The organism is Streptomyces sp. NEAU-W12, assembly GCF_026242095.1.
In the GTDB taxonomy this organism is placed as follows: domain Bacteria; phylum Actinomycetota; class Actinomycetes; order Streptomycetales; family Streptomycetaceae; genus Streptomyces.
Map to the genome: position 1 here is coordinate 284,157 of NZ_JAPJDM010000006.1, position 26,693 is coordinate 310,849.

The following is a 26,693-nucleotide window of genomic DNA, read 5'->3' on the forward strand; positions in this document are numbered from 1 at the left end:
GCGACGGTCCGGACGCAACCCGGACCTCAAAGGAGCGAAGTGGCTAAGGTCCGGGTCTACGAACTCGCCAAGGAGTTCGGTGTCGAGAGCAAGGTCGTCATGGCCAAGCTCCAGGAACTCGGTGAGTTCGTCCGTTCGGCGTCTTCGACGATCGAAGCGCCCGTAGTACGCAAGTTGACCGACGCGTTCCAGCAGGGCGGAGGCAACGGCAGGTCCGGTGCCAAGCCCGGCGCGCCCAGGAAGGCCGCGCCCAGGCCCGCGCCGTCCCCGGCGCAGGCACGTCCGGCAGCACCGCGGCCGCCGGCCGCACCCAAGCCCGCCGCGGCCCAGCAGCCCGAGGCCCCGTCGGCGCCCGCCCCGGTGACCCCCGCCGGTCCGCGTCCGACGCCGGGCCCGCGCCCCGCGCCGCGTCCGGCCCCGGCGGCCCCGGAGTTCCAGGCCCCGCCGGCCGCCGCTCAGGCTCCGTCCCCGGCTCCGGCCGGGCCGAAGCCGGGCGCGCGCCCCGGTGCCCCCAAGCCCGGCGGTCGTCCCGCCGGCCAGGGCGGTCAGGGCGGTCAGGGTGGTCAGGGCGGCCGTCCGGCCGGTCAGGGCCAGCGTCCCGGTGGCGGCGGTCAGCGTCCGGGTGGACGCCCGGCCGGTCCGCGTCCGGGTAACAACCCCTTCACCTCCGGTGGCTCCACCGGTATGGCCCGCCCGCAGTCGCCCCGCCCGCAGGGCGCGCGTCCCGGCGGTCCCGGTGCCCCCGGCGGCGGTCCCCGTCCCCAGGCCCCCGGTGGCCAGGGCGGTGCCGGTCCGCGTCCGCAGGCTCCGGGCGGGCAGCGTCCCTCCCCGGGCTCGATGCCGCGTCCGCAGGGCGGTCCCCGTCCCGGTGGCGGCGGCCCCGGCGGTCCGCGTCCCAACCCCGGCATGATGCCGCAGCGTCCGGCTGCCGGTCCCCGCCCCGGTGGCGGTCCCGGCGGTGGCCGTGGTCCGGCCGGTGCCGGTCGTCCCGGCGGCGGTCGTCCCGGCGGCGGCGGCTTCGCCGGTCGCCCGGCCGGCCCGGGTGGCGGTGGCGGCGGTCGTCCCGGTGGCGGCGGCGGCTTCGCCGGCCGTCCCGGTGGTGGCGGCTTCGGCGGCGGCGGTGGCCGTCCCGGCTTCGGCGGCCGTCCCGGCGGTCCCGGTGGCCGTGGTGGCACGCAGGGCGCCTTCGGCCGTCCCGGCGGTCCGGCCCGTCGTGGCCGCAAGTCGAAGCGGCAGAGGCGCCAGGAGTACGAGGCCATGCAGGCCCCGTCGGTCGGCGGCGTGATGCTGCCTCGCGGCAACGGCGAGAGCATTCGCCTGTCGCGCGGTGCCTCGCTCACCGACTTCGCGGAGAAGATCAACGCCAACCCGGCGTCGCTCGTCGCGGTCATGATGAACCTCGGCGAGATGGTCACCGCGACCCAGTCCGTCTCCGACGAGACGCTCCACCTCCTCGCCGGCGAGATGAACTACACGGTTCAGATCGTCAGCCCGGAGGAGGAGGACCGCGAGCTGCTCGAGTCCTTCGACCTGGAGTTCGGCGAGGACGAGGGCGGTGAGGACGACCTGGTGGTCCGTCCGCCGGTCGTCACCGTCATGGGTCACGTCGACCACGGCAAGACCCGCCTCCTCGACGCCATCCGCAAGACGAACGTCATCGCGGGCGAGGCAGGCGGCATCACCCAGCACATCGGTGCCTACCAGGTCGCGACCGAGGTCAACGAGGAAGAGCGCAGGATCACCTTCATCGACACCCCGGGTCACGAGGCGTTCACCGCCATGCGTGCCCGTGGTGCGCGGTCGACCGACATCGCGATCCTGGTCGTCGCGGCCAACGACGGCGTCATGCCGCAGACGGTCGAGGCGCTCAACCACGCCAAGGCGGCCGAGGTCCCGATCGTCGTCGCGGTCAACAAGATCGACGTCGAGGGCGCCGACCCGACCAAGGTGCGCGGTCAGCTGACCGAGTACGGCCTGGTGGCCGAGGAGTACGGCGGCGACACCATGTTCGTCGACATCTCCGCCAAGCAGGGTCTGCACATCGACAGCCTCCTGGAGGCCGTCGTCCTCACCGCCGACGCCTCGCTCGACCTGCGGGCCAACCCGACGCAGGACGCGCAGGGCATCTCGATCGAGTCCCGGCTCGACCGCGGCCGCGGTGCCGTGGCGACCGTCCTCGTGCAGCGAGGCACCCTGCGGGTCGGCGACACGATGGTGGTGGGCGATGCCTACGGCCGCGTGCGCGCCATGCTCGACGACAACGGCAACAACGTCGCCGAGGCCGGCCCGTCGACGCCGGTCCAGGTCCTGGGCCTGACCAACGTCCCGGGTGCGGGCGACAACTTCATCGTCGTCGACGAGGACCGTACGGCCCGTCAGATCGCCGAGAAGCGTGCCGCCCGTGAGCGCAACGCCGCGTTCGCCAAGCGCACGCGCCGCGTGTCGCTGGAGGACCTGGACAAGGTGCTCAAGGCCGGCGAGATCCAGCAGCTGAACCTGATCATCAAGGGTGACGCGTCCGGATCGGTCGAGGCCCTCGAGTCCTCGCTGCTCCAGCTGGACGTCGGCGAAGAGGTCGACATCCGCGTCCTGCACCGCGGCGTCGGTGCGGTCACGGAGTCCGACATCGACCTGGCGATGGGCTCGGACGCCATCGTGATCGGCTTCAACGTGCGCGCCGCCGGGCGGGCACAGCAGATGGCCGAGCGCGAAGGCGTGGATGTCCGGTACTACTCGGTCATCTACCAGGCGATCGAGGAGATCGAGGCGGCCCTCAAGGGCATGCTCAAGCCGGAGTACGAAGAGGTCGAGCTCGGCACGGCGGAGATCCGCGAGGTCTTCCGCTCGTCCAAGCTGGGCAACATCGCGGGTGTTCTCATCCGCTCCGGCGAGGTCAGGCGCAACACCAAGGCGCGCCTCCTCCGCGACGGCAAGGTCATCGCGGAGAGCCTCAACATCGTCGGTCTGCGCCGCTTCAAGGACGACGTCACCGAGATCCGGGAAGGCTTCGAGGGTGGTATCAACCTCGGAAACTTCAACGACATCAAGGTGGACGACGTCATCGCGACCTACGAGATGCGCGAGAAGCCGCGGGCGTAACACCCCATGGTGTGGGCCGGCCGGCGGGACCCCTGTCCCGCCGGCCGGCTCGTGCGTCCGGGGCCGGCGGGCCGGTCGGCGGAGCGTAATACCCGTCGATCGGCACGCCCCTTCGATGTACGGTTCTGATGTCCCCGTCCACCACGGACGGCGGGGGTACCGATCCCGTACCGGCGGGTGAACCGGTTGTGCATGTATGTGGGGACGCTGTCCTTCGACCTCCTCCTCGGCGACGTCAGGTCGCTGAAGGAGAAGCGCTCCGTCGTCCGCCCGATCGTCGCCGAGCTCCAGCGGAAGTACGCGGTGAGCGTGGCCGAGGTGGATCACATGGATCTTCACCGCAGGGCCGTCGTCGGCCTGGCGGTGGTGTCCGGCGACGCGGCGCACCTGACCGACGTACTGGACCGGTGCGAGCGGCTGGTCGCCGGGCGCCCCGAGGTGGAGCTGCTGTCCGTCAGGCGGCGCTTCCACGGCGAGGACGACTGACGAATCCAGCCCCGGGAACGCGGGGCTTTGACAACGCGGACAGGAAAGAACGGGAGACGGACCAGTGGCCGACAACGCGCGGGCGAAAAGGCTGGCGGACCTCATCCGAGAGGTGGTGGCCCAGAAGCTGCAGCGCGGGATCAAGGACCCGCGGCTCGGCACGCACGTCACCATCACGGACACCCGGGTCACGGGTGACCTGCGGGAGGCGACCGTCTTCTACACGGTGTACGGGGACGACGAGGAGCGCAAGGCCGCCGCGGCGGGCCTGGAGAGCGCCAAGGGTGTCCTGCGCTCCGAGGTGGGCCGGGCGGCGGGTGTGAAGTTCACACCGACCCTGGAGTTCGTCATGGACGCGCTCCCGGACACCGCGCGCAACATCGAGGACCTCCTCGACAGGGCACGTCAGTCCGATGCCAAGGTGCGCGAGGCGTCCGCGGGAGCCGCGTACGCGGGCGGGGCCGACCCGTACCGCAAGCCCGAGGACCCCGAGGACCCTGCGGACACCGGGACGGACGACACCGCCGAATGACCCAGAAGCACACCACGCCCGACGGCCTTGTCATCGTCGACAAGCCGTCGGGCTTCACTTCGCACGACGTGGTCGCCAAGATGCGCGGCATCGCCCGGACCCGCCGCGTCGGCCACGCCGGCACCCTCGACCCGATGGCGACGGGTGTCCTCGTCCTCGGCATCGAGCGGGCCACCAAGCTCCTCGGTCACCTCGCGCTGACCGAGAAGGAGTACCTGGGCACCATCCGGCTCGGGCAGAACACCCTCACGGACGATGCCGAGGGCGGGATCACCTCGTCCACGGACGCCTCCGAGGTCACCCGCGAGGCCGTCGACGCCGGGGTGGCCGAGCTGACCGGCGCCATCATGCAGGTGCCGTCCAAGGTCAGCGCCATCAAGATCGACGGCGTGCGCTCCTACAAGCGGGCCCGTGAGGGCGAGGAGTTCGACATCCCGGCCCGGCCGGTCACCGTCTCCTCGTTCACCGTTCACGACGTCCGCCCGGCCGTCGCCGAGGACGGCACGCCGGTGCTCGACCTGGTCGTCTCCGTCGTCTGCTCCTCCGGTACCTACATCCGCGCCCTCGCCCGCGACCTGGGCGCCGGCCTGGGCGTCGGCGGTCACCTCACGGTGTTGCGCAGGACCCGCGTGGGCCCGTACAAGCTGGACACGGCCCGCACTCTCGACCAGCTCCAGCAGGAACTGACCGTGCTGCCGATCGCCGAGGCCGCAGCGGCGGCCTTCCCCCGCTGGGACGTCGACGTCCGGCGCGCCCGGCTGCTCACCAACGGCGTGCGCCTGGAGATGCCCGAGGAGTACGCGGGCGTCGGCCCGGTCGCCGTCTTCGACCCCGAGGGCACCTTCCTCGCCCTCGTCGAGGAACACCGGGGCAAGGCCAAGAGCCTGGCGGTCTTCGGCTGACGGGTGGGGCCGGGGGGGGGGGGGGGGGGGGGGGGGGGGGGGGGGGGGGGGGCCCCCCCCCCCCGCGGGCCCCCCCCCCCCCCCGCCGCCCCGCCCCCGCTCGGTTCCCCCACCTCCAGAGTGTCCATCCGGGGCCGCACGTTCACCCGTAAGTGCAGGCGCTCGGAGTGAACGGGGGAGTGGAAGGGGGCGCGTTTGCCGAGGGTGCTGTTTCGCTGATCATCCGGCCCTACCGTCGAGGCCGAGGCAGTCGACAGCACGGCACGAAGGTTCGGCATGAAGGTTCGACGATGACGTCGCGCGATCCGTCCCGTCATGAGCGGGGCCCTCTCCACGACCCGGCCGGCCAGGGTCCGGACCGGGCCTCTCCGGCGCGGCGGGAACCGTCGCCCGCCGACGTCCTCGTCCGCGTCCAGGACCTCGCCGGCCGCCCGCGCGGTCTCGCCTTCCCCGCCGACCACCGCGGCACGCTGATCACCAGCCACGAGGCCGTCGACGGCCTCCCCGGCCTCGTCCTGCGCGCCCCCGGCGACCGCCGCCGCGTCGTGGGCGCCGACGCCGTCACGCCGCTGCCCGGGCTCGGCCTCGCGCTCCTGCGTGCCGAGGGGCTCGGCGTCGACCCGCTGCCCGTCACCGTGCGGGACCGCGTCGACAGCGGCGCCTATGTGCGGATCGCCGCCGGATGCTGGCGCGAGGCACGCGTACTCGGCGCGACCACCGTGACGTACACCGCCACCGGGCGCTGCCACACCCTCGACGACGCGCTGGAGCTGGCCATCGGCACCACCGGCCGCGACGCGCTGCGCACCGGCGGCGGAGCGGCCGGCGGCCCGGTGCTCGACGCCGTCACCGGCGCCGTCCTCGGCGTCCTCGGCACCGCGCTCCACGCGGGCGGCCGCGACGGCGGCTTCGCCGTGCCGCTCCGCCCCGCACCGGGCCCCCTCGCCGCACTGCTCGCCGAGAACGCGGCGACGGTCCCGGCCTACGGCACCGACCTCAACCTCGCCGGCGTGCTGGAACTCACCGCCACCTCGGTCGGGCAGGACGGCCCGTCGGGCGCCCTCGGCCCCGGAGACGTCGTTCCGGTGGAACGAGCGGCCACCACCGCCGAGTTCACCGCGTTCGAGCACGGTCCGGCCGCGGTCCTCGGCCTTGTCGGACCGCCCGGCAGCGGCCGTACGACGGAGCTCGCGGCGCTCGCCGCCCGCCGTCACCGCACCGGCGGTCCCACGCTGTGGCTGCGCGGCGCCGATCTGCGGGAGGACGACCTCTCCGTCGCCGACGCGGCCCGGCGGGCGCTCGACCGGGCCGCCCGCATCGTCGTCGCATCCCGCACCCCGTTCCCGGCCGGTCCCGAAGGCCCCGGCGACTTCGGCCCGGCGCGCCTCGCCGACCTGGCCCGCGACGCCGGCCGCCCTCTGCTGCTCCTGCTCGACGGCCCCGAGGAGATGCCGCCCGTCCTGGCCGGCCGCCTCGCCGAGTGGACCGACGGAACGGCACGGTGGCTGCGGCGGACCGGGGCGCGTCTGGTGGTGGGGTGCCGCGCGGAGTACTGGGAGAGCGCGGGCGCGTTTCTCCCGGCGGAGCTGCTGCACCGGCACCAGGGCGGGCCCCCGGGCGGGCCCGCCGCCGAGGGCCTTCCCGCGTGCGTGCGGCTCGGCGACCTGACCGCCGACGAGGCCATCGAGGCACGGGCCCGCTACGGCATCCCGGAGGGCTCCCCGGCCGACACCCGGCACCCGCTGACGCTCCGGCTGCTCGCGGAGGTCCGGGCCGCCCTCGCCGACGCCCCGGACGCGCCGGACGCCCGCGCGGACCGTCACGACGTCCTCTCCGCCCACCTGGACCTGATGTGCCTGCGCGTGGCCGTACGCCTCGCCGCCGGGAGCGGGCTGCGCGGCACTGCCGTACGCCGGCTGGCCGCCAGGGTCTCCGGGCAGGTGCACGAGGCCGCCCGCCGCAGCCTCGGCCCCGGTCAGGGCGAGCTGGACCGGGCGGCGTTCGAGGCGGTGTTCCCCTGGGGGCCCGCCCCGGCCGCTCTGGGTGGCGGCACCGGCTGGGCCTCCGCCGTACTCGCCGAGGGCCTCCTCGTCCCCGCCGGGACCGGCTACCGCTTCGCCCATGAGGAGCTCGCCGACTGGCTCCAGGGCACCCACCTGGACCTGGACGGTGCCCTGCGCACCCTGGTCCACGAGAACCTCGGCGCCTCTCGTGGCCCCGACCCCGTGCCCGTTCCGCACCACCGCGTCGGCCCCGTCGTGCAGGCCATGCTGCTGCTCGCCCGCCGGCAGGGCACCGGCCCACTCGCCTCCCGGCTCACCGACCTGGTGCACGCCCTCGACACCGACACCGGCTCCTGGTGGGCCGCCCGGCTGCTCACCGAAACCCTCGCGCGCGTGCCCGACGCCACGCCCTGCACCGGGGTGCTGCGGCTGCTGGCCGACCGGATCGTGGCCTGGCGGCAGCAGCACCGGCCGGTGCCGGGCGAACTGGGCCCGGCCTTCTGGACCGCTCTCCCCCTGCCCCTGGAGACCGGCTTCGAGCTGCTGCGCGGGCTCGTCCACGCCGACGGGCCCCCGTACGAGACCGGCCCGCGCTTCCTGGACGCCGCCTCCCGTCTGTTCGGCGCCGACCCCGTCGCCGTGCTCCCGCACCTCGTCCGGTGGTTCGAGGACGAACGGCCGCTGCCCGCCACCCCGCACGCGACGGTCGCGACAGCGGCACAAGCACTGCTGCACACCCACCGGCACCGCGCTCCGGACGCCCTGACCGAGGCGCTCGCCGACAGCCCGCACCGGCGGGCCGGACAACTGCTCCGTGCGCTCGCCGAGGAGAATCCCCCGGTGGTGTGCCGGGCCGTCGACCGCTGGGCCCGCGACGAGCGCCCCGCCCGCCGCGAGGCGGCGGTGACGTACGGGCTGCTGGCGGCACCGCACGTCCGTGGCGAGGCGGACCGCACCCTGCTGCGGTACGCGGCCCTCACCCTGCTCGTACGCACCGGCGACCGCACGCTCGACGGTGGCGCGCTCGCCCTGCTCGTCCAGGACCCGAGCACCAGGGACCGCCACCTCGCGCGGGCCCTGGAGCACTTCGCGGCCGGTGACCCGTACGTCCCGCCGGGCGCGCTGGCCGGTGCCCTCGCCACCCATCCGGAGGCCGTCCTCGACGCCTTCCGCGTGAGGCTCGCCCGGGCGGACGCGGGCGGAACACCGGGCACTCCCGCCGGTGAGCCCGTTTCCACTGAAGCGAACACCCGTGCGGCCGCCCCCGCGGACGCCGGTGCCGACACGCCCGGCCCGGCCCTCCGCGTCGCCGCGCTGGTGAGTGCGGCAGTGGAGCGGCGCCCGGACCTCGCGGGACAGCTGGCCGCGTACGCGGACCGGCGCCTGGACCAGGAGCCGGCCGACCGCGACGTGCTCCTGCCCCTGCTCGCCGGTCTGCTGGACACCGGTCCGCAGCGGTTGCGGGCCGCCCTCGCCGGTGCCCTCGCCGAGCCCGGCACCCCCGCCTCGCGCCCCCTGCGCCGCGCACTGCTGGACCCGCTCCTCACCCGCGACGACGACCCCGACGTACTGGCCGCGGTACTGGGCACCGCCGCCCGCCACACCGAGGGCCCCCGCCACACCGGCGACCCCGCACGCGAGCTCGTCCACCACACCGGGCTGCTCCTCCTGCGCACCCCCGACGGCGCCGCCCGCTTCGACCACGTCCTGGCCGACCTGGGGCGGCACGTTCCGGGCTTCGCCGCCGCCCTGGCCCACTGGCTGGCGGACGCGCCCCAGGAATGGGCGCACCTGGTCGGCCCCGGCACCCGGCGGATGATCGAGACCCGGGCGGCAGTGGGCGTCCCCGCCTGAGCCGCGGTGGGCGGTGCACAGCGTCACAGCACCGGAGCGCCGACACCGATGCGAGCCGACCACGGTCGGCATGGCACCCTTAGACCTGCGCAGGAGAAGTCCACGGACTCGGCCCGACGAGGTTTCGACAAGGAGCAGGCAGTGCAGCGCTGGCGTGGCTTGGAGGACATCCCCCAGGACTGGGGGCGCAGCGTCGTCACCATCGGTTCCTACGACGGGGTCCACCGCGGGCACCAGCTGATCATCAGGCATGCCGTGGACCGCGCGCGGCAGCTGGGCGTCCCCGCGGTCGTCGTCACCTTCGACCCGCACCCCAGCGAGGTCGTCCGCCCCGGCAGCCACCCGCCGCTGATCGCCCCGCACCACCGCCGTGCCGAACTCATGGCCGAGCTGGGAGTGGACGCGGTCCTGATCCTCCCCTTCACCACGGAGTTCTCGAAGCTGTCGCCGGCCGAGTTCGTCGTGAAGGTCCTGGTCGACAAGCTGCACGCCAAGGCGGTCGTCGAGGGCCCCAACTTCCGTTTCGGCCACCGGGCCGCGGGCACCGTGGACTTCCTCGCCGAACAGGGCAAGGTCTACGACTTCGAGGTCGAGGTCGTGGATCTGTACGTCAGCGGCGAGGCGGGCGGCGGCGAGCCCTTCTCCTCCACGCTCACCCGCCGCCTGATCACCGAGGGCGAGGTCGAGGGCGCCGCCGAGATCCTGGGCCGCCCGCACCGGGTGGAGGGCGTGGTCGTCAGCGGAGCCCGGCGCGGCCGTGAACTGGGCTTCCCCACGGCCAACGTCGAGACACTCCCGCACAGTGCGATCCCCGCCGACGGCGTCTACGCGGGCTGGTTGCACGCCCAGGGGGAGGCCATGCCGGCGGCGATCTCCGTCGGCACCAACCCCCAGTTCGACGGCACCGAGCGCACGGTCGAGGCGTACGCCATCGACCGCGTCGACCTGGACCTCTACGGCCTCCACGTCGCCGTCGACTTCCTCGCCTTCGTCCGCGGCCAGGCGAAGTTCGACTCGCTCGAGGCGCTGATGGAGCAGATGGCCGCGGACGTCAGGCGCTGCAAGGGACTGGTGGCAGCCGCCGAGAGGCCGTAGGCGGGCACGCGGGTCCCGGGCGACCCGACCCGACCGGAGCGGGCCCCGCTCAGCGTGCGTGCGCCCAGTGGCAGGCCACTGGGCCGACCACGTCCCCGCCGTCACCCTCTCCTCCTCCGCCGTCGAGGATCTCCGGGGCCCGGATCGGATCCCTGACCCGGCACGCGTCCGCGACGCCCGCGACGCCCGCGCGGCCCGCCTGCCCGCCTGCCCGCCTGCCCGCCTGCCCGCCGAGCGGGAGCACCGCGGTCCGGCGGCGAGCAGCCCCCACGGGCAGCGACACCCGCGCGTCCCCGATCACCAGACCGAGCAGATCGCGCCCGGGTCTGTCGGTCCCGAGGGGAGAACCGGCGCTCGGCCGCTCCGGCGGACTGCCCTGAGCGTCCCCGTCACGGTGTCCGTGCCGGGGCCGGCCACCAGCGGGGCGGCCGGCCCCGGCGCCGCGCTGCGACCTGGAGACGGGGACGGCCCGCACCACGGACGAACGGTGCGGGCCGACAACAGGACCGGCCCCTCGGAAGGGACCGGTCTGGTGACATGCGCGGCAGCTACTGCTGCGGAGGCGGCGCCTGCGGAGGCGGAGTCTGCCCGCCGCCGGGCCGGCCGTGCTGATCCGGTCCTTCCGGCTGCGGATAGCCGTAACCGGGCGGCTGGGGATAGCCGTAACCGGGCGGCTGGGGATAGCCGTAACCGGGCGGCTGGGGGTACGGCCGGCCCGGAGCGGCCTGCGGATACCCCTGGCCGGGCTGCGCCGGAGGCTGACCATGACCCGGCTGGGGGTGGGGCTGCCCCGGGGGCGGGGCGTACGGCTGGCCGGGCTGTGGCTGGTGGGGGTGTTGCGGCGGCTGGTGGGGGTGGCGGGAGTGGTGGGGGTGCGGTTCCTGCTGACCGGCGTGGGGCTGGCCAGGGGCGTACTGGCCAGGGGCGTACTGGCCAGGGGCGTACTGGCCAGGGGCGTACTGGCCCGGCAGCGGCGGGGCGGCGACCGGCGGCGGGTTGCCGTCGGAGGTCCACAGGCCGTGCGACTGCTGGTGCCGGACGAAGTCCTCGGCCACCATCGACGCGAGGTGGAAGTACGACTCCCGCACCTTCGGCCGCATCATGTCCAGGTCGACCTCCGCGCCGGCGGCCAGATGCTCGTCGAACGGTACGACGATCACGCCGCGGCACCGCGTCTGGAAGTGCGACACGATGTCGTCGACCTTGATCATCTTGCCGGTCTCCCGCACCCCCGAGATGACCGTGAGCGACCGCGACACCAGATCCGCGTACCCATGGGCCGACAGCCAGTCCAGCGTCGTACTGGCGCTGCTCGCACCGTCCACGGACGGCGTCGAGATGATGATGAGCTGGTCGGCCAGGTCCAGTACCCCGCGCATGGCGCTGTAGAGCAGGCCCGTACCGGAGTCCGTGAGGATGATCGGGTACTGCCTGCCCAGGACGTCGATCGCCCGCCGGTAGTCCTCGTCGTTGAACGTCGTCGAGACGGCGGGGTCCACGTCGTTGGCGATGATCTCCAGACCGGAGGGTGCCTGCGAGGTGAACCGCCGGATGTCCATGTACGAGTGGAGATGCGGGATCGCCTGCACCAGGTCACGGATGGTGGCCCCGGTCTCCCGCCGCACCCGCCGCCCGAGTGTCCCGGCGTCGGGGTTGGCGTCGATCGCGAGGATCTTGTCCTGCCGCTCGCTGGCGAGGGTGGCCCCGAGCGCGGTGGTCGTGGTCGTCTTGCCGACGCCGCCCTTGAGGCTGATCACGGCGATCCGGTAGCAGGACAGCACCGGAGTACGGATCAGCTCCAGCTTCCGCTGCCGCTCGGCCTCCTCCTTCTTGCCGCCGAGCTTGAACCGCGACCCGCCCGCCGCGGAACGGCTGCTCTTGGCCTTCTGCTTCCGGCTGTTGAGCAGCCGGTCCGACGAGAGTTCCACGGCCGCGGTGTAACCGAGCGGCGCGGCACCGGGGTTGGTCGGCTGCCGGTGGTCGTGCTGGATGGGCTGCGGCCAGGCGGCCCCGGCACGCGGATCGACGGGCGGCTGCGGCGGCCGGCCGGCCTGCGGGGGCTGGGGCGGGGTGTGCTGGGGCTGAGCAGCGGCCTGCGAGGGCTGCGGGGCAGGGGGCTGCTGGAGGGGGAACCCCTGCTGGGCGGCCTGTGGTTGCTGCGGCTGAGCTTGCGGGGGCACGCCGGGTTGCTGGGGCTGAGCCTGCGGGGGCACGGGCCGCTGCGGGTGCTCCTGCGGTGCCGACGGCCGCTGCGGGAAGCCGTAACCGCCCGGTCGGGCCGGGGGAGTCGGGGAGGAAGGGGCGGGGCCGACGGGCGGGAAGCCGTAACCGGCCTGAGGGCCGGGGAGGGCAGCGCCCGGCTGGGGGAAGCCGTATCCGGCCGGCGGAACGGCCTGTTGCCCCGGCGGCTGCGGCTGCGGCTGCGGCTGGAACGGAGGCTGGTGCGCGGGCGGGGCGGGTGCCTGGTGCGGCGGCGTCGGTCCGTCCGGCGCGTTCCAGGCGGCGGGCGCGGGCTGCGGTGCCTGCGGCTGGAACGAGGGCTGCCGCTGCTGGGCAGGCACGCCCGCGTCCACGTCTGCCGGCTGCGCCGGTTCCGGGGTGACCGGTGCGGGGGGCGCCGCGGGAACCTGCGGCGACTGCTGTGGCTGCTGCTGCGCCGGCCACTGGCTGGCCGGCGCCGGCGCGGCGGGGTACGACGGGGGCGGCACGACCGGCGGTGCCGGAGGGGTCCAGACCTCCGGGGCCGGGGTGCCGGACGCGGCAGGCACGAAGTCCTCGGGCCCGCCGAGGGCGCCGGACGCGGAGCGCACCGCGTCGTCCGCCGGTTCGCCCACCGGCTCGTCGTCCACCGGTTTCGCGTCCTCGGGCCCGGCAACCACCGGAACGGTCGTCGGAGGCACCGCGTCCTCGGGCTCCGACTCAGGCGCGGGCGCCTCGGCCGTGGTCTCCGCCCCGGGTCCCTCGGGCTTCGCCTCCGCCTCGTGCTCGTCGAAGACGTCGCTCACGTCGCGCTCGTCGGCGTCAGCGACCTCCCCGGACGGCTCGGAGGCGTCGGCGATGTCGGTGTCGTCGTCGTCGTCCTCGACGTCCTCCTTGGGCCCGCCCGTGTCTCCGGCGCCCTCGCCGTCGCGCTCACCGTCGTCGGCCGGCTCCTGGTCGTCGGCGGGCTCCTGCCGGGTGTCCGGTTCCGCGTCCGCCTCGGATCCGGCGGGCCCGGCGGCGGCCTCGGCCTCACGGTCCTGGATCTCCTGCTTCAGCGCGGCGGCGGAGAAGCGGAGGGTGGCACCGCTCTCCAGGCCACCGCCACCGGAGTCCCGGTCGAACCCACTGACCGAGAGATCCGGCACAGCCGCAGGCGAAAGGGAGCCCGGCTCCGGCGTGGGCATCGGCGACGGTCCCGGCGTCGGCTCGAACCCGCTGTCCGCCGGAAGCCGCGGTACGCCGCCGGGCCCCCCGGACGGCGGAGCGGGCGGCGTGAAAGGCGTCCCCGGCGCGGGAGCGGGCGGAGTAAAAGGGGTCCCCGGTGCGGGAGCGGGCGGAGTAAAAGGAGCGCCCGGTGCGGGAGCGGGCGCGGGCGGGGCGAAAGGCGTTCCCGGTGCCGGTGCCGGAGGAAGGGGCGAAGGCCCCGAAGCACCGACCGCGTGCGGCGGCGGAGTCAACCCGGGCAACGGCGGAACAGGCCCCGGGGAAAAGGAAGAAGACGAGACATCGGCCCCCGGCCCCGCCTGCCCTGCCCCCGGCCCCGCCTGCCCCGACCCCGGCCTGGGCTCCGAACTCCCCGAAGCGTTCTGCGTGTACCAGGCCGGCGGCGCGTAGTCGATGGTGAACTCGCCCGTCGCCTCGACGGCGGACTCCGCATCGGGCTGGTCATCGCCGGGTGTCGCCCAGCCCCCGCGGATCCCGTCCCGATCGCTGCCCACAGTTCCTCCTGGTCTGGTCGAGCACCCTTGTGCCGTCGCGCTGTGCCGGGGGCGACCACCTGCAGTGGTCCGGACTGGCCCTGCATGAGGACGACATCGTCCGAACCGGCCTCCCCCGGGCCTGTGACGCCGGTACCCGGTTCGCGGGTTCTGGCGTCGCGTCGGGTACCAGCCTAATCACGGGCGGCCCGACCCCGTCAGCCCTGCCCACCCTCAGTCAGTGCCACCCACAACACCCGTCGCTGTCAAGGGGCGTACACATTCACTGCACAAAGGAAAGAAACCGCCCATGGAGGAAGAACCATGGGCGGTCACCCCCTCGGGGCCGGTCCGGAGCACCGGACCGGCCCCGAGGTGCTCGGGCTGCTCGGAGTCCCGGACTACTCGGCGGTCCCGGCCACCGTCCCGCCGGTGCCCGCCTCGCCGGCCCCCGGCGCCGGCTCCAGGTCGAACTCGCCGTCCCGCGCGCCGAGCACGAACGCGTGCCACTCCGCCTCCGTGTACCGCAGCACCGTGTCCGGGTCGAGGGACGACCGCATGGCCACCGCACCCCCGGGCAGATAGGCGATCTCGACCCGCTCCTCGTGCTCCTCGGTACCCGGCGCGCTGTGCCACTCGACGCCGGAGATGTCGAGGCCGTAGAGCTCGTCCTTCTCCCGCTCCTTGCGCGCCTTGATCTCCTCAGCCGTCTCCGCCATGTCGCAGCGACCCCTTCCCGACGTATGACTGGTCCGATGGACTGACCCGATGGACTGGTACGAGCGCTCACATTAGTGGCACCCCGCGTCCCACCTGGGCGGTTCCACGAACCGTGGTAAAGAGGCCCGCCCCCGGCTGGTACCCTGGCTGACGGCCGTATGTGTACGCACCCTCGGAGCCCAGCCCCGAAGGCCGCGCCCTGCGGATCCCGCCTTCCGAGTCATGGAAGATCTCCCGAGGTGAAGACCGGGGGCGCTCGGTGGCCAGTCACAGACCATGAGGAGTACGCGTGTCGCTCGACGCCGCTACGAAGAACCAGATCATCGCCGACTTCCGCACCAAGGAAGGTGACACCGGCTCCCCCGAGGTCCAGGTCGCTCTCCTGTCCCGTCGGATCTCCGACCTGACGGAGCACCTCAAGACCCACAAGCACGACCACCACTCCCGTCGTGGTCTGCTCATCCTGGTCGGTCAGCGCCGCCGACTGCTGCAGTACCTCGCCAAGAAGGACATCCAGCGCTTCCGCGCGCTGGTCGACCGCCTCGGCATCCGCCGTGGTGCGGCGGGCGCCAAGTAAGACGCCGTGACGGGAGCGGTTCCCCTGAGGAAAGGGGACCGCTCCCTTTGCTGTACGCGCCTGTACGTGCGGAGTGTCACCACGTCTTTGTAATGTGGTAGCACAACGCGGGAACAAGAACACCGACTCGCTGTGACGACCGGTACCGCACCAGGTCGCGGTCGTCGCCGGCACCACCCCGACGTCCCCGGACGTCCCGATGTACGGGGGAAGCGCACCTCGCCGCCGCCGGTCCTCGGTAGTGGCCCCCGGGTGAAGGAACCCGGGAGCTTCGATCGAAGACCGGCCCGCACCAGACGGCGCGCTTCTCCACCCCGTCCCCCCGCCACACGGGCGAGGCGGGACGAAAGACGACAAGTAACGGAGAACCCACTGGTGGAGAACGAGACCCACTACGCCGAAGCCGTCATCGACAACGGCTCCTTCGGCACCCGCACCATCCGCTTCGAGACGGGCCGCCTGGCCCGGCAGGCCGCCGGCTCCGCCGTGGCCTACCTGGACGACGACACCATGGTGCTGTCGGCCACCTCGGCCTCGAAGAACCCCAAGGACCAGCTCGACTTCTTCCCCCTCACGGTGGACGTCGAGGAGCGGATGTACGCGGCCGGCAAGATCCCCGGCTCCTTCTTCCGCCGGGAGGGCCGGCCCTCCGAGGACGCGATCCTCACCTGCCGCCTCATCGACCGCCCGCTGCGCCCGTCCTTCAAGAAGGGCCTGCGCAACGAGATCCAGGTCGTCGCCACGATCATGGCGCTCAACCCCGACCACCTGTACGACGTCGTGGCGATCAACGCCGCCTCCGCGTCCACGCAGCTGGCCGGTCTGCCCTTCTCCGGGCCGATCGGCGGCGTCCGCGTCGCGCTGATCCGCGGTCAGTGGGTCGCCTTCCCGACGCACACCGAGCTCGAGGACGCCGTCTTCGACATGGTGGTCGCGGGCCGCGTCCTGGAGGACGGCGACGTCGCGATCATGATGGTCGAGGCCGAGGCCACCGACCAGACCGTCAAGCTGGTCGAGGGCGGTGCCGAGGCCCCCACGGAGGAGGTCGTCGCCGCCGGTCTCGAGGCCGCGAAGCCCTTCATCAAGGTCCTCTGCAAGGCCCAGGCCGACCTCGCCGCGAAGGCCGCCAAGCCTACCGGCGAGTTCCCGATCTTCCTGGACCACCAGGACGACGTCCTGGAGGCGCTGACCGCCGCCGTCCGCCCCGAGCTCGCCCAGGCACTCACCATCGCCGGCAAGCAGGAGCGCGAGGCCGAGCTGGACCGCGTCAAGCAGCTCGCCGCCGAGAAGCTCCTGCCGGAGTTCGAGGGCCGCGAGAAGGAGATCTCCGCCGCGTACCGCGCGCTGACCAAGTCCCTGGTCCGTGAGCGCGTCATCAAGGAGAAGAAGCGCATCGACGGCCGCGGTGTCACCGACATCCGCACCCTGGCCGCCGAGGTCGAGGCCATCCCGCGGGTGCACGGCTCCGCGCTGTTCGAGCGTGGCGAGACCCAGATCCTGGGCGTCACCACCCTCAACATGCTCCGCATGGAGCAGCAGCTGGACACCCTCTCCCCGGTGACCCGCAAGCGCTACATGCACAACTACAACTTCCCGCCGTACTCCGTCGGCGAGACCGGCCGCGTGGGCTCCCCCAAGCGCCGCGAGATCGGCCACGGCGCCCTCGCCGAGCGCGCCATCGTGCCGGTGCTCCCGACCCGCGAGGAGTTCCCCTACGCGATCCGTCAGGTGTCCGAGGCCCTTGGCTCCAACGGCTCGACGTCCATGGGCTCGGTCTGCGCCTCCACCATGTCGCTGCTGAACGCCGGTGTGCCGCTCAAGGCCCCCGTCGCCGGTATCGCCATGGGTCTGATCTCCCAGGAGATCAACGGCGAGACGCACTACGTCGCCCTCACCGACATCCTCGGTGCGGAGGACGCCTTCGGCGACATGGACTTCAAGGTCGCCGGCACCAAGGAGTTCGTGACCGCCCTCCAGCTCGACACCAAGCTGGACGGCATCCCCGCCTCCGTCCTGGCCGCCGCCCTCAAGCAGGCCCGTGACGCCCGCCTCCACATCCTCGACGTGATGATGGAAGCGATCGACACCCCGGACGAGATGTCCCCGAACGCGCCGCGGATCATCACCGTGAAGATCCCCGTGGACAAGATCGGTGAGGTCATCGGCCCCAAGGGCAAGATGATCAACCAGATCCAGGAGGACACCGGCGCCGACATCACGATCGAGGACGACGGCACCATCTACATCGGTGCCGCCCAGGGTTCGCAGGCCGAGGCCGCCCGCGCCACGATCAACAGCATCGCCAACCCGACCATGCCGGAGGTCGGCGAGCGCTACCTGGGCACCGTCGTGAAGACGACCACCTTCGGTGCGTTCGTCTCCCTGATGCCCGGCAAGGACGGACTGCTGCACATCTCGCAGATCCGCAAGCTCGCCGGCGGCAAGCGCGTGGAGAACGTCGAGGACGTGCTCGGCGTGGGCGCCAAGGTCCAGGTCGAGATCGCCGAGATCGACTCCCGCGGCAAGCTCTCCCTCATCCCCGTGATCGAGGGCGAGGACGACGACAAGAAGGCCGACACCGACCAGTGACGTCCCACGGCTCCAAGGCGACGGCCCGCACCTTTCAGGAGGCGCGGGCCGTCGCCCGTACCCAAACCCTCATCCAGGGCGAGAACGGCACCGGTACCGTCCGCAGGACCACCCTCCCCGGAGGGCTGCGCGTCGTCACCGAGACCCTGCCCTCGGTCCGCTCGGCGACCTTCGGCATCTGGGCGCACGTCGGCTCCCGCGACGAGACCCCCGCGCTGAACGGCGCCACCCACTACCTGGAGCACCTGCTCTTCAAGGGCACGCACCGCAGGTCCGCCCTGGACATCTCCGCCGCCATCGACGCCGTCGGCGGCGAGATGAACGCGTTCACGGCCAAGGAGTACACGTGCTACTACGCACGCGTGCTCGACACCGACCTGCCGCTCGCCATCGACGTGGTCTGCGACATGCTGACCGGCTCCCGCATCCTCGAGGAGGACGTCGACGTCGAGCGCGGCGCGATCCTCGAAGAGATCGCGATGACCGAGGACGACCCCGGCGACGGCGTGCACGACCTGTTCGCGCACACCATGTTCGGCGACAACCCGCTGGGCCGCCCCGTACTCGGCACGGTCGACACGGTCAACGCCCTCACCGCCGACCGCATCCGCCGCTTCTACAAGAAGCACTACGACCCGACCCACCTCGTGGTCGCCTGCGCCGGCAACATCGACCACGACGACGTCGTGCGCCAGGTCCAGGCCGCCTTCGAGGCGGCCGGCGCCCTCAAGGACCCGGACGCCCGGCCGATCGCCCCGCGCGGCGGCCGGCGCACCCTGCGCACCGCGGGCCGCGTCGAGGTGGTCGACCGGAGGACCGAGCAGGCGCACATCCTCCTGGGCATGCCGGGCCTCTCCCGCACCGACGAGCGCCGGTGGGCCCTCGGTGTGCTCAACACCGCCCTCGGCGGCGGCATGTCCTCCCGCCTGTTCCAGGAGGTCCGGGAGAAGCGCGGCCTGGCCTACAGCGTCTACTCGTACACCTCGGGCTTCGCCGACTGCGGCCTCTTCGGCGTGTACGCCGGTTGCAGGCCGTCCCAGGTGCACGACGTGCTGAAGATCTGCCGCGACGAACTCGACCAGGTCGCCGAGCACGGCCTGCCCGACGACGAGATACGGCGTGCCATCGGCCAGCTCCAGGGATCCACCGTCCTCGGTCTGGAGGACACCGGCGCTCTGATGAACCGTATCGGCAAGAGCGAACTGTGCTGGGGCGAGCAGATGTCGGTCGACGACATGCTGGCCCGGACAGCCTCGGTCACCATGGACGATGTCCGCACGGTCGCCCGCGAGGTCCTGGGACAACGGCCCTCGCTGTCGGTCATCGGCCCGCTCAAGGACAAGCAGGCGGCCCGGCTGCACGACACGGTCGCCTGACCGGCCGGCCCAGAGCCCACGGTTTCGACCTCTCCGGTAAGGAAGCAAGGAAGATGAGCAAGCTGCGTGTGGCGGTCCTCGGCGCCAAGGGCCGCATCGGCTCCGAGGCGGTACGGGCCGTCGAGGCCGCCGACGACATGGAACTGGTGGCCGCGCTCGGCCGGGGCGACCGGCTGGAGACCCTTGCCGAGGCCGGTGCCCAGGCCGCCGTCGAACTGACCACCCCCGCCTCGGTCATGGGCAACCTCGACTTCTGCGTGCGCCACGGCATCCACGCGGTCGTCGGCACCACCGGCTGGACCGACGACCGCCTCGCACAGTTGAAGGGCCTGCTCGACCAGTCGCCGGAGACGGGCGTGCTCATCGCACCGAACTTCTCCATCGGCGCCGTGCTGACCATGAAGTTCGCGCAGATCGCCGCCCCCCACTTCGAGTCCGTCGAGGTCGTCGAACTACACCACCCCCACAAGGCGGACGCTCCCAGTGGCACCGCCACCCGCACCGCCCAGCTCATCGCCGAGGCCCGCCGCGAGGCCGGCAGCGCCCCCGCCCCGGACGCCACGGTCACCGCCCTGGAGGGGGCCCGCGGCGCCGACGTGGACGGCGTCCCGGTGCACGCCGTCAGGCTGCGTGGCCTGCTGGCCCACCAGGAGGTCCTGTTCGGCGCCGAGGGCGAGACCCTCACCGTCCGCCACGACTCCCTGCACCACAGCAGCTTCATGCCGGGCATCCTGCTCGGCGTCCGCCGTGTGGTGACCACCCCCGGCCTGACCTTCGGCCTGGAACACTTCCTCGACCTGAACTGAGCCCGAGCCGAATCCATGCGCGCGAAGATCTCCTACGCCATCACGGCAGCCGTCCTGGTCGTCTACTTCGTCCTGGTCGGCAGCCGCGGTGTGCTCCTCGTCCAGGCCGGAACACCCCTCACCGTCGCCTTCGGCGTGGCAGTGCTCATCCTGCCGGCCATCGGCGTGTGGTTCCTGTGGAAGAACACCGAGTTCGTCCGCGACGCCAACCGGCTCGCCGCCGAGCTCGACGCCCAGGGCGGACTGCCCGTGGACGAGCTCGAACGCCTGCCCAGCGGCCGTGTCGACCGCGACTCGGCCGACGAGGTCTTCGCCCGGCGCAAGGCCGAGACGGAGGACGCCCCCGACGACTGGCGCAGTTGGTTCCGGCTCGCCGTCGCCTACCACGACGCCCGGGACACCCCGCGCGCCCGCAAGGCGATGCAACGCGCGATCGCCCTGCGCCGGACGGCCCCCTGACGCAGGGCGACCCGGCAGGACGAGAACGAGCCGGGCCCGGCCCGCGTGTGCGGACCGGGCCCGGCTCGTCGGGTGCGCGACGGTTCGGTCCCGCTCAGTCCCGCCGGTACTCGTCGGCCCAGACCTCCACCGAGTCGGCCGCCCGGTCGAAGGCCGCCTCGCGTCCCAGGAAGTCGGCGTTGTGCGAGGTCAGCAGCGGTGGCAGGGGCTCCGCCGACCGCCCCCGCCGGACGAGCAGCAGCGCCTGCCCCTGCACCGTCCGCGGCAGCCCCAGCCAGCGCACCGGCTGCTGCACCGTGCGCACCGCGACGACCTGGTCCCACGGCGTCGTACGGGTGGTGAGCGGACCCACCTGCCGCAGCCCGTGGGCACTCACCCACGTGCCCATGCGCAGCAACCGCAGGGCGGCGGCGACGGCGACCAGTGCGACCCCGAAGACCACGCCGGCCGACGACAGCGATGCCGTGGCCGCGATGACCACTGCTGAGAACAGCACGAACGAGGAGAGCAGCAGCAGGAGCGCCGCCGCTCCCACCCGCCACGGACCCGGCCGGTACGGGCGCCGCCAGCGGTCACGGTCGTGGTACGGCAACGCGACATCGTCAGCCGTCTCGAAGGCACGGTCGGCCGTCAGGAAGGGCAGGGGCACGGCTGGGTCCTCACTCGATCCATGCGTGGGCAGTGCCCGGTGAGGCTACCGATCTGTGGCGCCCCTCACCACCTTGGGGGCCCGGTGGGGGCCGGCCGCCCGTCCTCCGTGCGGGTCGGCGCCCGTCCGTGTCCGGTCAGTGCCTGTCGGAGGCCTCTGACTGCTCGGCCCCCGTGGCCGGCCGGTCCGTGGACAACGCGGGCATCCCGACCACGAGGGAGCCCACCAGCCCGGCGACGATGCAGACCCCCAGCAGCCAGCGCCCCGCCAGCTCCCCGGCGGAAGCCCGCTCGCGGGGCGGGGGCGTGACATTGCTGCGGAACCCGTCGGTGGGGGCAAGGAAGGCGAACTGCACGGATTCCCGTCGACCGAACATCAGTGGTGCTTCTCCCCTCGAAAATCGAACGAATCACTCTCACCGACACAAACGAGCGGCACCGGAAGAAGGTGCCCAGATGGGGAAAACGCGTCGCGGCACGGTCCTTCTCCCGCCGTGACGGGTGCCCCGTAGAGTGGTCGCCGAACTGCAGCCGTGATGTGACCGGAAGGACCCTCTTGACCTCCGCCGACGATCCCCGACCGTCAACGCCCGATGACGTCACCTTGCGGAGTGACGTCACCGTCGAGCTGGTGAAGTCCAGCGCCTCGGACTCGGATGTCCTGTTCGCCGCCCGCGTATCGACCCTGGGCGAGCAGTCCATCGGGGAACTGGAGAAGGACCCGGAGCGGTCCAAGGGTCTGATCAACTACCTGATGCGGGACCGGCACGGCAGCCCGTTCGAGCACAACTCCCTGACGTTCCTCGTCAGCGCCCCGATCTTCGTGTTCCGCGAGTTCATGCGCCACCGGGTCGGCTGGTGCCTGCCGGGTGATGCCAGGATCCGCGTCGGCACCAGCAAGAACGGCAGGACCAAGCGCATCGCGGACATCCATCGGGACTGGAAGATCGGTGTGCCCGACTCGATGGGGCGCACGCGCAGACTGAAGTCCTGTCAGAACCTCTTGGCCGACACCATCGACCTGGAGACCGGACTGGCGGAGAAGGCGCGCATGACCGACGTCTTCGAGTCCGGCGTGAAGCCGATCCTCAAGGTCTCGACAACCCATGGCAAGGTCCTGCGTTGTACCGCGGACCACCGTGTGTGGACGCCGGGAGGCTGGGTCCGCGCCGGCGACCTGCGCGTCGGCGACCAGGTCGGGCGTCTGGGCCGGGTGGGAGTCGGCGAGCGGGCGGGAATCCCGAAGCGCCTGCGTGAGGGGATCCAGCTCTGGACCACCGAGCAGCGAGCCGATCTCATCGCGCCCATGGACCTCTGCTACCTCTGCGAGGAGAAGTTCGAGGCGAAGGACCTGGAGCTGGACCACGTCGTCCCCGTGGACACCGACCTGGCCAAGTCGCTCGACGTCTCGAACCTGCGACCGGCCTGCAAGTCGTGCCACCAGCGGAAGACCAACGGCGAAGGCGTGCCGGTCGGAGCGCGCCGCCGTGCCCTCCAGAACGGTGTGTGCTGGGAGGACGTCGTCTCCGTCGCCCCCGACGGGGAGGAGATGACCTACGACATCTCCATGCCGCCGCCGCACCACAACTTCATCGCGGACGGCTTTGTCGTACACAATTCGTACAACGAGGAGTCCGGGCGCTACCGCGAGCTCCAGCCGGTCTTCTACGTCCCCGGCGAGGACCGCAAGCTGGTCCAGCAGGGCCGCCCCGGCAAGTACGAGTTCGTCGACGGCACCCCCGAGCAGTACAAAGCTGTCACCGACGCCATGGAGGAGTCCTACCGGCAGTCGTATGCCGCGTACCAGGAGATGCTGGCGGCCGGCGTCGCCCGCGAGGTCGCCCGCGCCACCCTCCCGGTCGGTCTCTTTTCCTCGATGTACGCCACGTGCAACGCCCGCTCGCTGATGCACTTCCTCGGCCTGCGCACCCAGCACGAACTGGCGAAGGTGCCCTCCTTCCCGCAGCGGGAGATCGAGATGGTCGGCGAGAAGATGGAGGCCGAATGGGCCCGGCTCATGCCGCTCACCCACGCCGCCTTCAACGCCAACGGGCGCGTGGCCCCGTAGTCCCGGGCACGGGCCCTCAACCCGGGCCGGGCACATACGTACGGTCAACCTTTCGAGATGTCCGGATTGCGGTATTTGCCGTAGTTCATCTAGCCTGATCGAACGGGCCCGGCACTGCCTGAACCCCCGAGCAGGCAGTGCCGGGCTCCCCCTTTGCCCCCACTTGTCGCCTCCCCCGAGGGCAGACCCTGCCCCGAGCAGCGAGTAGCGTGTAACCCATGGCTCCGACCTCCACTCCGCAGACCCCCTTCGGGAGGGTCCTCACCGCCATGGTCACGCCTTTCACGGCGGACGGCGCACTCGACCTCGACGGCGCCCAGCGGCTCGCCACCCACCTGGTGGACGCAGGCAACGACGGCCTGATCGTCAACGGCACCACCGGCGAGTCCCCCACCACCAGCAACGTGGAGAAAGCGGACCTCGTACGGGCGGTCCTGGAGGCGGTCGGGGACCGCGCGCACGTGGTGGCCGGGGTCGGCACCAACGACACCCGCCACAGCATCGAGCTGGCCCGCACCGCGGAGCGCACCGGCGCACACGGCCTGCTGGTCGTCACCCCGTACTACAACAAGCCTCCGCAGGAAGGCCTGTACCAGCACTTCACGGCCATCGCCGACACCACCGGGCTGCCGGTCATGCTCTACGACATCCCCGGCCGCAGCGGTGTCCCGATCAACACGGAGACGCTCGTCCGGCTGGCCGAGCACCCGCGGATCGTCGCCAACAAGGACGCCAAGGGCGACCTCGGCCGCGCCAGCTGGGCCATCGCCCGCTCGCGCCTCGCCTGGTACTCCGGTGACGACATGCTGAACCTGCCGCTGCTCTCCGTGGGAGCCGTCGGCTTCGTCTCGGTCGTCGGCCACCTCGTCACGCCCGAACTGCGCGCCCTGGTCGAGGCTTACACCTCGGGGGACGTCCAGAAGGCCACCGAGATCCACCAGAGGCTGCTTCCCGTCTACACGGGGATGTTCCGCACCCAGGGCGTGATGACCGCCAAGGCGGCGCTCGCTCTGCAGGGCCTGCCCGCCGGCCCCCTGCGCGCCCCCATGGCCGCGTGCACGCCGGAAGAGATCGAGCAGCTCAAGATCGACCTTGCCGCCGGCGGGGTACAGCTCTGACAACGGACTTCGCGCGACTGCTCGCGCAACCTGACTCCACAACTGAATAAGCGGCGGGCCACCGGTGCCCGCGCACCACCACCACGACAACTGCTTCCGCACGAACGTCACGCACGCCACGTGCCCCACCGGGACGTGGCGTGCGTGGTGAGGAGAGTCTTTTGAGCCATCCGCATCCTGAACTCGGCCCGCCGCCGACGCTCCCCGCGAACGGCCTGCGCGTCACCCCGCTCGGCGGTCTCGGCGAGATCGGCCGCAACATGACGGTCTTCGAGTACGGAGGCCGCCTGCTCATCGTCGACTGCGGTGTGCTCTTCCCCGAGGACGAGCAGCCCGGGATCGACCTGATCCTTCCGGACTTCTCGTCCATCCGGAACCGCCTCGACGACATCGAGGGCATCGTCCTCACCCATGGCCACGAGGACCACATCGGCGGTGTCCCCTTCCTGCTCCGCGAGAAGCCGGACATCCCGCTGATCGGCTCCAAGCTGACCCTCGCCCTCATCGAGGCCAAGCTCCAGGAGCACCGCATCCGTCCGTACACCCTGGAGGTGGCGGAGGGACACCGCGAGCGCATCGGACCGTTCGACTGCGAGTTCGTCGCGGTCAACCACTCGATCCCCGACGCCCTCGCCGTGGCCATCCGTACGCCCGCGGGCATGGCGGTCCACACCGGCGACTTCAAAATGGACCAACTCCCGCTGGACAACCGCCTCACCGACCTCCACGCGTTCGCCCGGCTCAGCGAGGAAGGCATCGACCTCCTCCTGTCCGACTCGACGAACGCCGAGGTCCCGGGCTTCGTCCCGCCGGAGCGCGACATCTCCAACGCCCTGCGCCAGGTCTTCGCCGGCGCCCGCAAGCGGATCATCGTGGCGAGCTTCGCCAGCCACGTCCACCGCATCCAGCAGATCCTGGACGCGGCGCACGAGTACGGCCGCCGGGTCGCCTTCGTCGGCCGTTCCATGGTCCGCAACATGGGCATCGCCCGGGATCTCGGCTACCTCAGGGTGCCGCCGGGCCTGGTCGTCGACGTGAAGACACTGGACGACCTGCCGGACAGCGAAGTGGTCCTGGTGTGCACGGGCTCACAGGGCGAACCCATGGCCGCCCTGTCCCGGATGGCCAACCGCGACCACCAGATCCGCATCGTCCAGGGCGACACGGTGATCCTCGCTTCGTCGCTCATCCCCGGCAACGAGAACGCGGTCTACCGCGTCATCAACGGCCTGACCCGCTGGGGCGCCAACGTCGTCCACAAGGGCAACGCAAAGGTGCACGTCTCGGGCCACGCCTCCGCGGGCGAACTGCTGTACTTCTACAACATCTGCCGCCCGCGGAACCTGATGCCGGTGCACGGAGAGTGGCGCCACCTCCGGGCCAACGCCGAACTGGGCGCCCTGACCGGTGTCCCGCACGACAGCATCGTCATCGCCGAGGACGGAGTCGTCGTCGACCTGGTCGACGGCAGGGCGAAGATCGCCGGCAAGGTCCAGGCCGGGTACGTCTACGTCGACGGGCTCTCCGTCGGTGATGTCCGCGAGCCGGCCCTGAAGGACCGCAAGATCCTCGGTGACGAGGGCATCATCTCGGTCTTCGTGGTGCTCGACTCGTCCACCGGAAAGATCACCGGTGGTCCGCACATCCAGGCGCGCGGCTCCGGGATCGAGGACTCCGCCTTCAGCGCCGTGCTGCCGAAGATCACAGAGGTCCTGGAAAGATCCGCTCAGGACGGCGTCGTCGAACCGCACCAGATGCAGCAGCTCGTTCGCCGCACGCTGGGCAAGTGGGTCTCCGACACCTACCGGCGCCGGCCGATGATCCTGCCCGTGGTCGTGGAGGTCTGACGACCCGTAGGACAGTCCGTACACCACAACTGGGAGCGGGGCACCCCGATTTGCATCGGGGCGCCCCGCTCCAGTACGTTTGCAGCTCCCCCGACCGGGAACCCGACCGCTTCGAGCATCGGATCCAGTCCCCGGAGGGGCGGGAAATCCGACTCAGAACCTCTGATAAAGTCGGAGTCGCCGGAAAGGGAAACGCGAAAGCGGAAACCCGGAAGGCGAAACCCCGAGGACATCGGATCGGAAAGATCTGATAGAGTCGGAAACGCAAGACCGAAGGGAAGCGCCCGGAGGAAAGCCCGAGAGGGTGAGTACAAAGGAAGCGTCCGTTCCTTGAGAACTCAACAGCGTGCCAAAAATCAACGCCAGATATGTTGATACCCCGTCTCCGGTCGTTCGGCCGGGACGAGGTTCCTTTGAAACAAACACAGCGAGGACGCTGTGAACGGCCGGGCTCATTCCGCCCGACCGTTCCGCTCTCGTGCGTGTCATTCCCGATCACGGGAAAACATTCACGGAGAGTTTGATCCTGGCTCAGGACGAACGCTGGCGGCGTGCTTAACACATGCAAGTCGAACGATGAACCACTTCGGTGGGGATTAGTGGCGAACGGGTGAG

19 protein-coding genes, 1 rRNA gene and 1 pseudogene are annotated in these 26,693 nt (G+C 72.0%); 16 read left to right on the forward strand and 5 right to left on the reverse strand.

Annotation, left to right across the window (positions count from 1 at the left end):
• Window positions 1-39 precede the first annotated feature (39 nt).
• From infB to ORI94_RS10270, 6 genes are all read left to right on the forward strand, one after another.
• Window positions 40-3,099: a translation initiation factor IF-2 gene (gene infB / locus ORI94_RS10245; protein WP_266074122.1), complete on the forward strand. Its 3,060-nt coding sequence runs from the start codon at window positions 40-42 to the stop codon at window positions 3,097-3,099.
• 192 nt (window positions 3,100-3,291) lie between these two features.
• Complete coding sequence (locus tag ORI94_RS10250; protein ID WP_266074153.1) at window positions 3,292-3,585, forward strand: DUF503 domain-containing protein; 294 nt, start codon at window positions 3,292-3,294, stop codon at window positions 3,583-3,585.
• Window positions 3,586-3,649: 64 nt separating this feature from the next.
• Window positions 3,650-4,117 carry a 30S ribosome-binding factor RbfA gene (gene rbfA, locus ORI94_RS10255; protein ID WP_266074123.1) on the forward strand — a complete coding sequence of 156 codons (468 nt, stop codon included), beginning with the start codon at window positions 3,650-3,652 and terminating at the stop codon, window positions 4,115-4,117.
• Window positions 4,114-5,019, forward strand: coding sequence for a tRNA pseudouridine(55) synthase TruB (truB, locus tag ORI94_RS10260; RefSeq protein WP_266074124.1), 906 nt, complete (start codon window positions 4,114-4,116; stop codon window positions 5,017-5,019). Before rbfA ends, truB begins: the two co-directional genes overlap by 4 nt.
• Window positions 5,020-5,309: 290 nt before the next feature.
• Window positions 5,310-8,876 carry a serine protease gene (locus tag ORI94_RS10265; protein WP_266074125.1) on the forward strand — a complete coding sequence of 1,189 codons (3,567 nt, stop codon included), beginning with the start codon at window positions 5,310-5,312 and terminating at the stop codon, window positions 8,874-8,876.
• 141 nt (window positions 8,877-9,017) lie between these two features.
• Complete coding sequence (locus ORI94_RS10270) at window positions 9,018-9,971, forward strand: bifunctional riboflavin kinase/FAD synthetase (RefSeq protein WP_266074126.1); 954 nt, start codon at window positions 9,018-9,020, stop codon at window positions 9,969-9,971.
• 49 nt (window positions 9,972-10,020) lie between these two features.
• Here ORI94_RS10270 and ORI94_RS10275 read toward each other — a convergent pair whose 3' ends face one another.
• The 3 genes from ORI94_RS10275 to ORI94_RS10285 all read right to left on the reverse strand — a co-directional run bounded on the left by ORI94_RS10275 (window position 10,021) and on the right by ORI94_RS10285 (window position 14,589).
• Complete coding sequence (locus tag ORI94_RS10275; RefSeq protein WP_266074127.1) at window positions 10,021-10,272, reverse strand: hypothetical protein; 252 nt, start codon at window positions 10,270-10,272, stop codon at window positions 10,021-10,023.
• A gap of 247 nt (window positions 10,273-10,519) precedes the next feature.
• Window positions 10,520-13,891: an SCO5717 family growth-regulating ATPase gene (locus ORI94_RS10280; RefSeq protein WP_266074128.1), complete on the reverse strand. Its 3,372-nt coding sequence runs from the start codon at window positions 13,889-13,891 to the stop codon at window positions 10,520-10,522.
• Between the two features lie 380 nt (window positions 13,892-14,271).
• On the reverse strand, window positions 14,272-14,589 hold the full coding sequence (locus ORI94_RS10285) for a DUF397 domain-containing protein (protein WP_266074129.1): 318 nt from the start codon (window positions 14,587-14,589) through the stop codon (window positions 14,272-14,274).
• A gap of 290 nt (window positions 14,590-14,879) precedes the next feature.
• On the opposite strand from ORI94_RS10285, the gene rpsO reads away from it, so the two are divergent.
• From rpsO to ORI94_RS10310, 5 genes are all read left to right on the forward strand, one after another.
• Window positions 14,880-15,167: a 30S ribosomal protein S15 gene (gene rpsO, locus ORI94_RS10290; RefSeq protein ID WP_042168273.1), complete on the forward strand. Its 288-nt coding sequence runs from the start codon at window positions 14,880-14,882 to the stop codon at window positions 15,165-15,167.
• A gap of 375 nt (window positions 15,168-15,542) precedes the next feature.
• Complete coding sequence (locus ORI94_RS10295; RefSeq protein WP_266074130.1) at window positions 15,543-17,756, forward strand: polyribonucleotide nucleotidyltransferase; 2,214 nt, start codon at window positions 15,543-15,545, stop codon at window positions 17,754-17,756.
• Window positions 17,753-19,132 carry a M16 family metallopeptidase gene (locus ORI94_RS10300; RefSeq protein WP_266074131.1) on the forward strand — a complete coding sequence of 460 codons (1,380 nt, stop codon included), beginning with the start codon at window positions 17,753-17,755 and terminating at the stop codon, window positions 19,130-19,132. The genes ORI94_RS10295 and ORI94_RS10300 overlap by 4 nt, the downstream gene beginning before the upstream one ends.
• Window positions 19,133-19,185: 53 nt before the next feature.
• Entirely contained in the window at window positions 19,186-19,938 is a 753-nt protein-coding gene (gene dapB, locus ORI94_RS10305; RefSeq protein ID WP_266074132.1) for a 4-hydroxy-tetrahydrodipicolinate reductase, read from the forward strand.
• 15 nt (window positions 19,939-19,953) lie between these two features.
• Window positions 19,954-20,397, forward strand: coding sequence for a hypothetical protein (locus ORI94_RS10310; protein ID WP_266074133.1), 444 nt, complete (start codon window positions 19,954-19,956; stop codon window positions 20,395-20,397).
• 94 nt (window positions 20,398-20,491) lie between these two features.
• Here the strand turns inward: ORI94_RS10310 and ORI94_RS10315 are convergent, their stop codons facing one another.
• Window positions 20,492-21,046 (reverse strand): hypothetical protein, encoded by a 555-nt coding sequence (locus ORI94_RS10315; protein WP_266074134.1) that lies wholly within the window; start codon window positions 21,044-21,046, stop codon window positions 20,492-20,494.
• Window positions 21,047-21,182: 136 nt separating this feature from the next.
• Window positions 21,183-21,422, reverse strand: coding sequence for a hypothetical protein (locus tag ORI94_RS10320; protein ID WP_266074135.1), 240 nt, complete (start codon window positions 21,420-21,422; stop codon window positions 21,183-21,185).
• Between the two features lie 179 nt (window positions 21,423-21,601).
• On the opposite strand from ORI94_RS10320, the pseudogene ORI94_RS10325 reads away from it, so the two are divergent.
• The 5 genes and pseudogenes from ORI94_RS10325 to ORI94_RS10345 form a co-directional block, all read left to right on the forward strand.
• Window positions 21,602-21,904 (forward strand): annotated as a pseudogene (locus tag ORI94_RS10325) (FAD-dependent thymidylate synthase); the annotation flags it as partial.
• Between the two features lie 105 nt (window positions 21,905-22,009).
• A complete protein-coding gene (gene thyX, locus ORI94_RS10330; protein ID WP_266074154.1) occupies window positions 22,010-23,113 on the forward strand; it encodes an FAD-dependent thymidylate synthase in 1,104 nt (367 codons plus the stop codon).
• Window positions 23,114-23,331: 218 nt separating this feature from the next.
• A complete protein-coding gene (dapA, locus tag ORI94_RS10335) occupies window positions 23,332-24,231 on the forward strand; it encodes a 4-hydroxy-tetrahydrodipicolinate synthase (RefSeq protein WP_266074136.1) in 900 nt (299 codons plus the stop codon).
• Between the two features lie 161 nt (window positions 24,232-24,392).
• A complete protein-coding gene (locus ORI94_RS10340) occupies window positions 24,393-26,078 on the forward strand; it encodes a ribonuclease J (protein ID WP_266074137.1) in 1,686 nt (561 codons plus the stop codon).
• A 508-nt stretch (window positions 26,079-26,586) separates the two neighbouring features.
• Window positions 26,587-26,693 (forward strand): 16S ribosomal RNA (locus ORI94_RS10345); the annotation flags it as partial.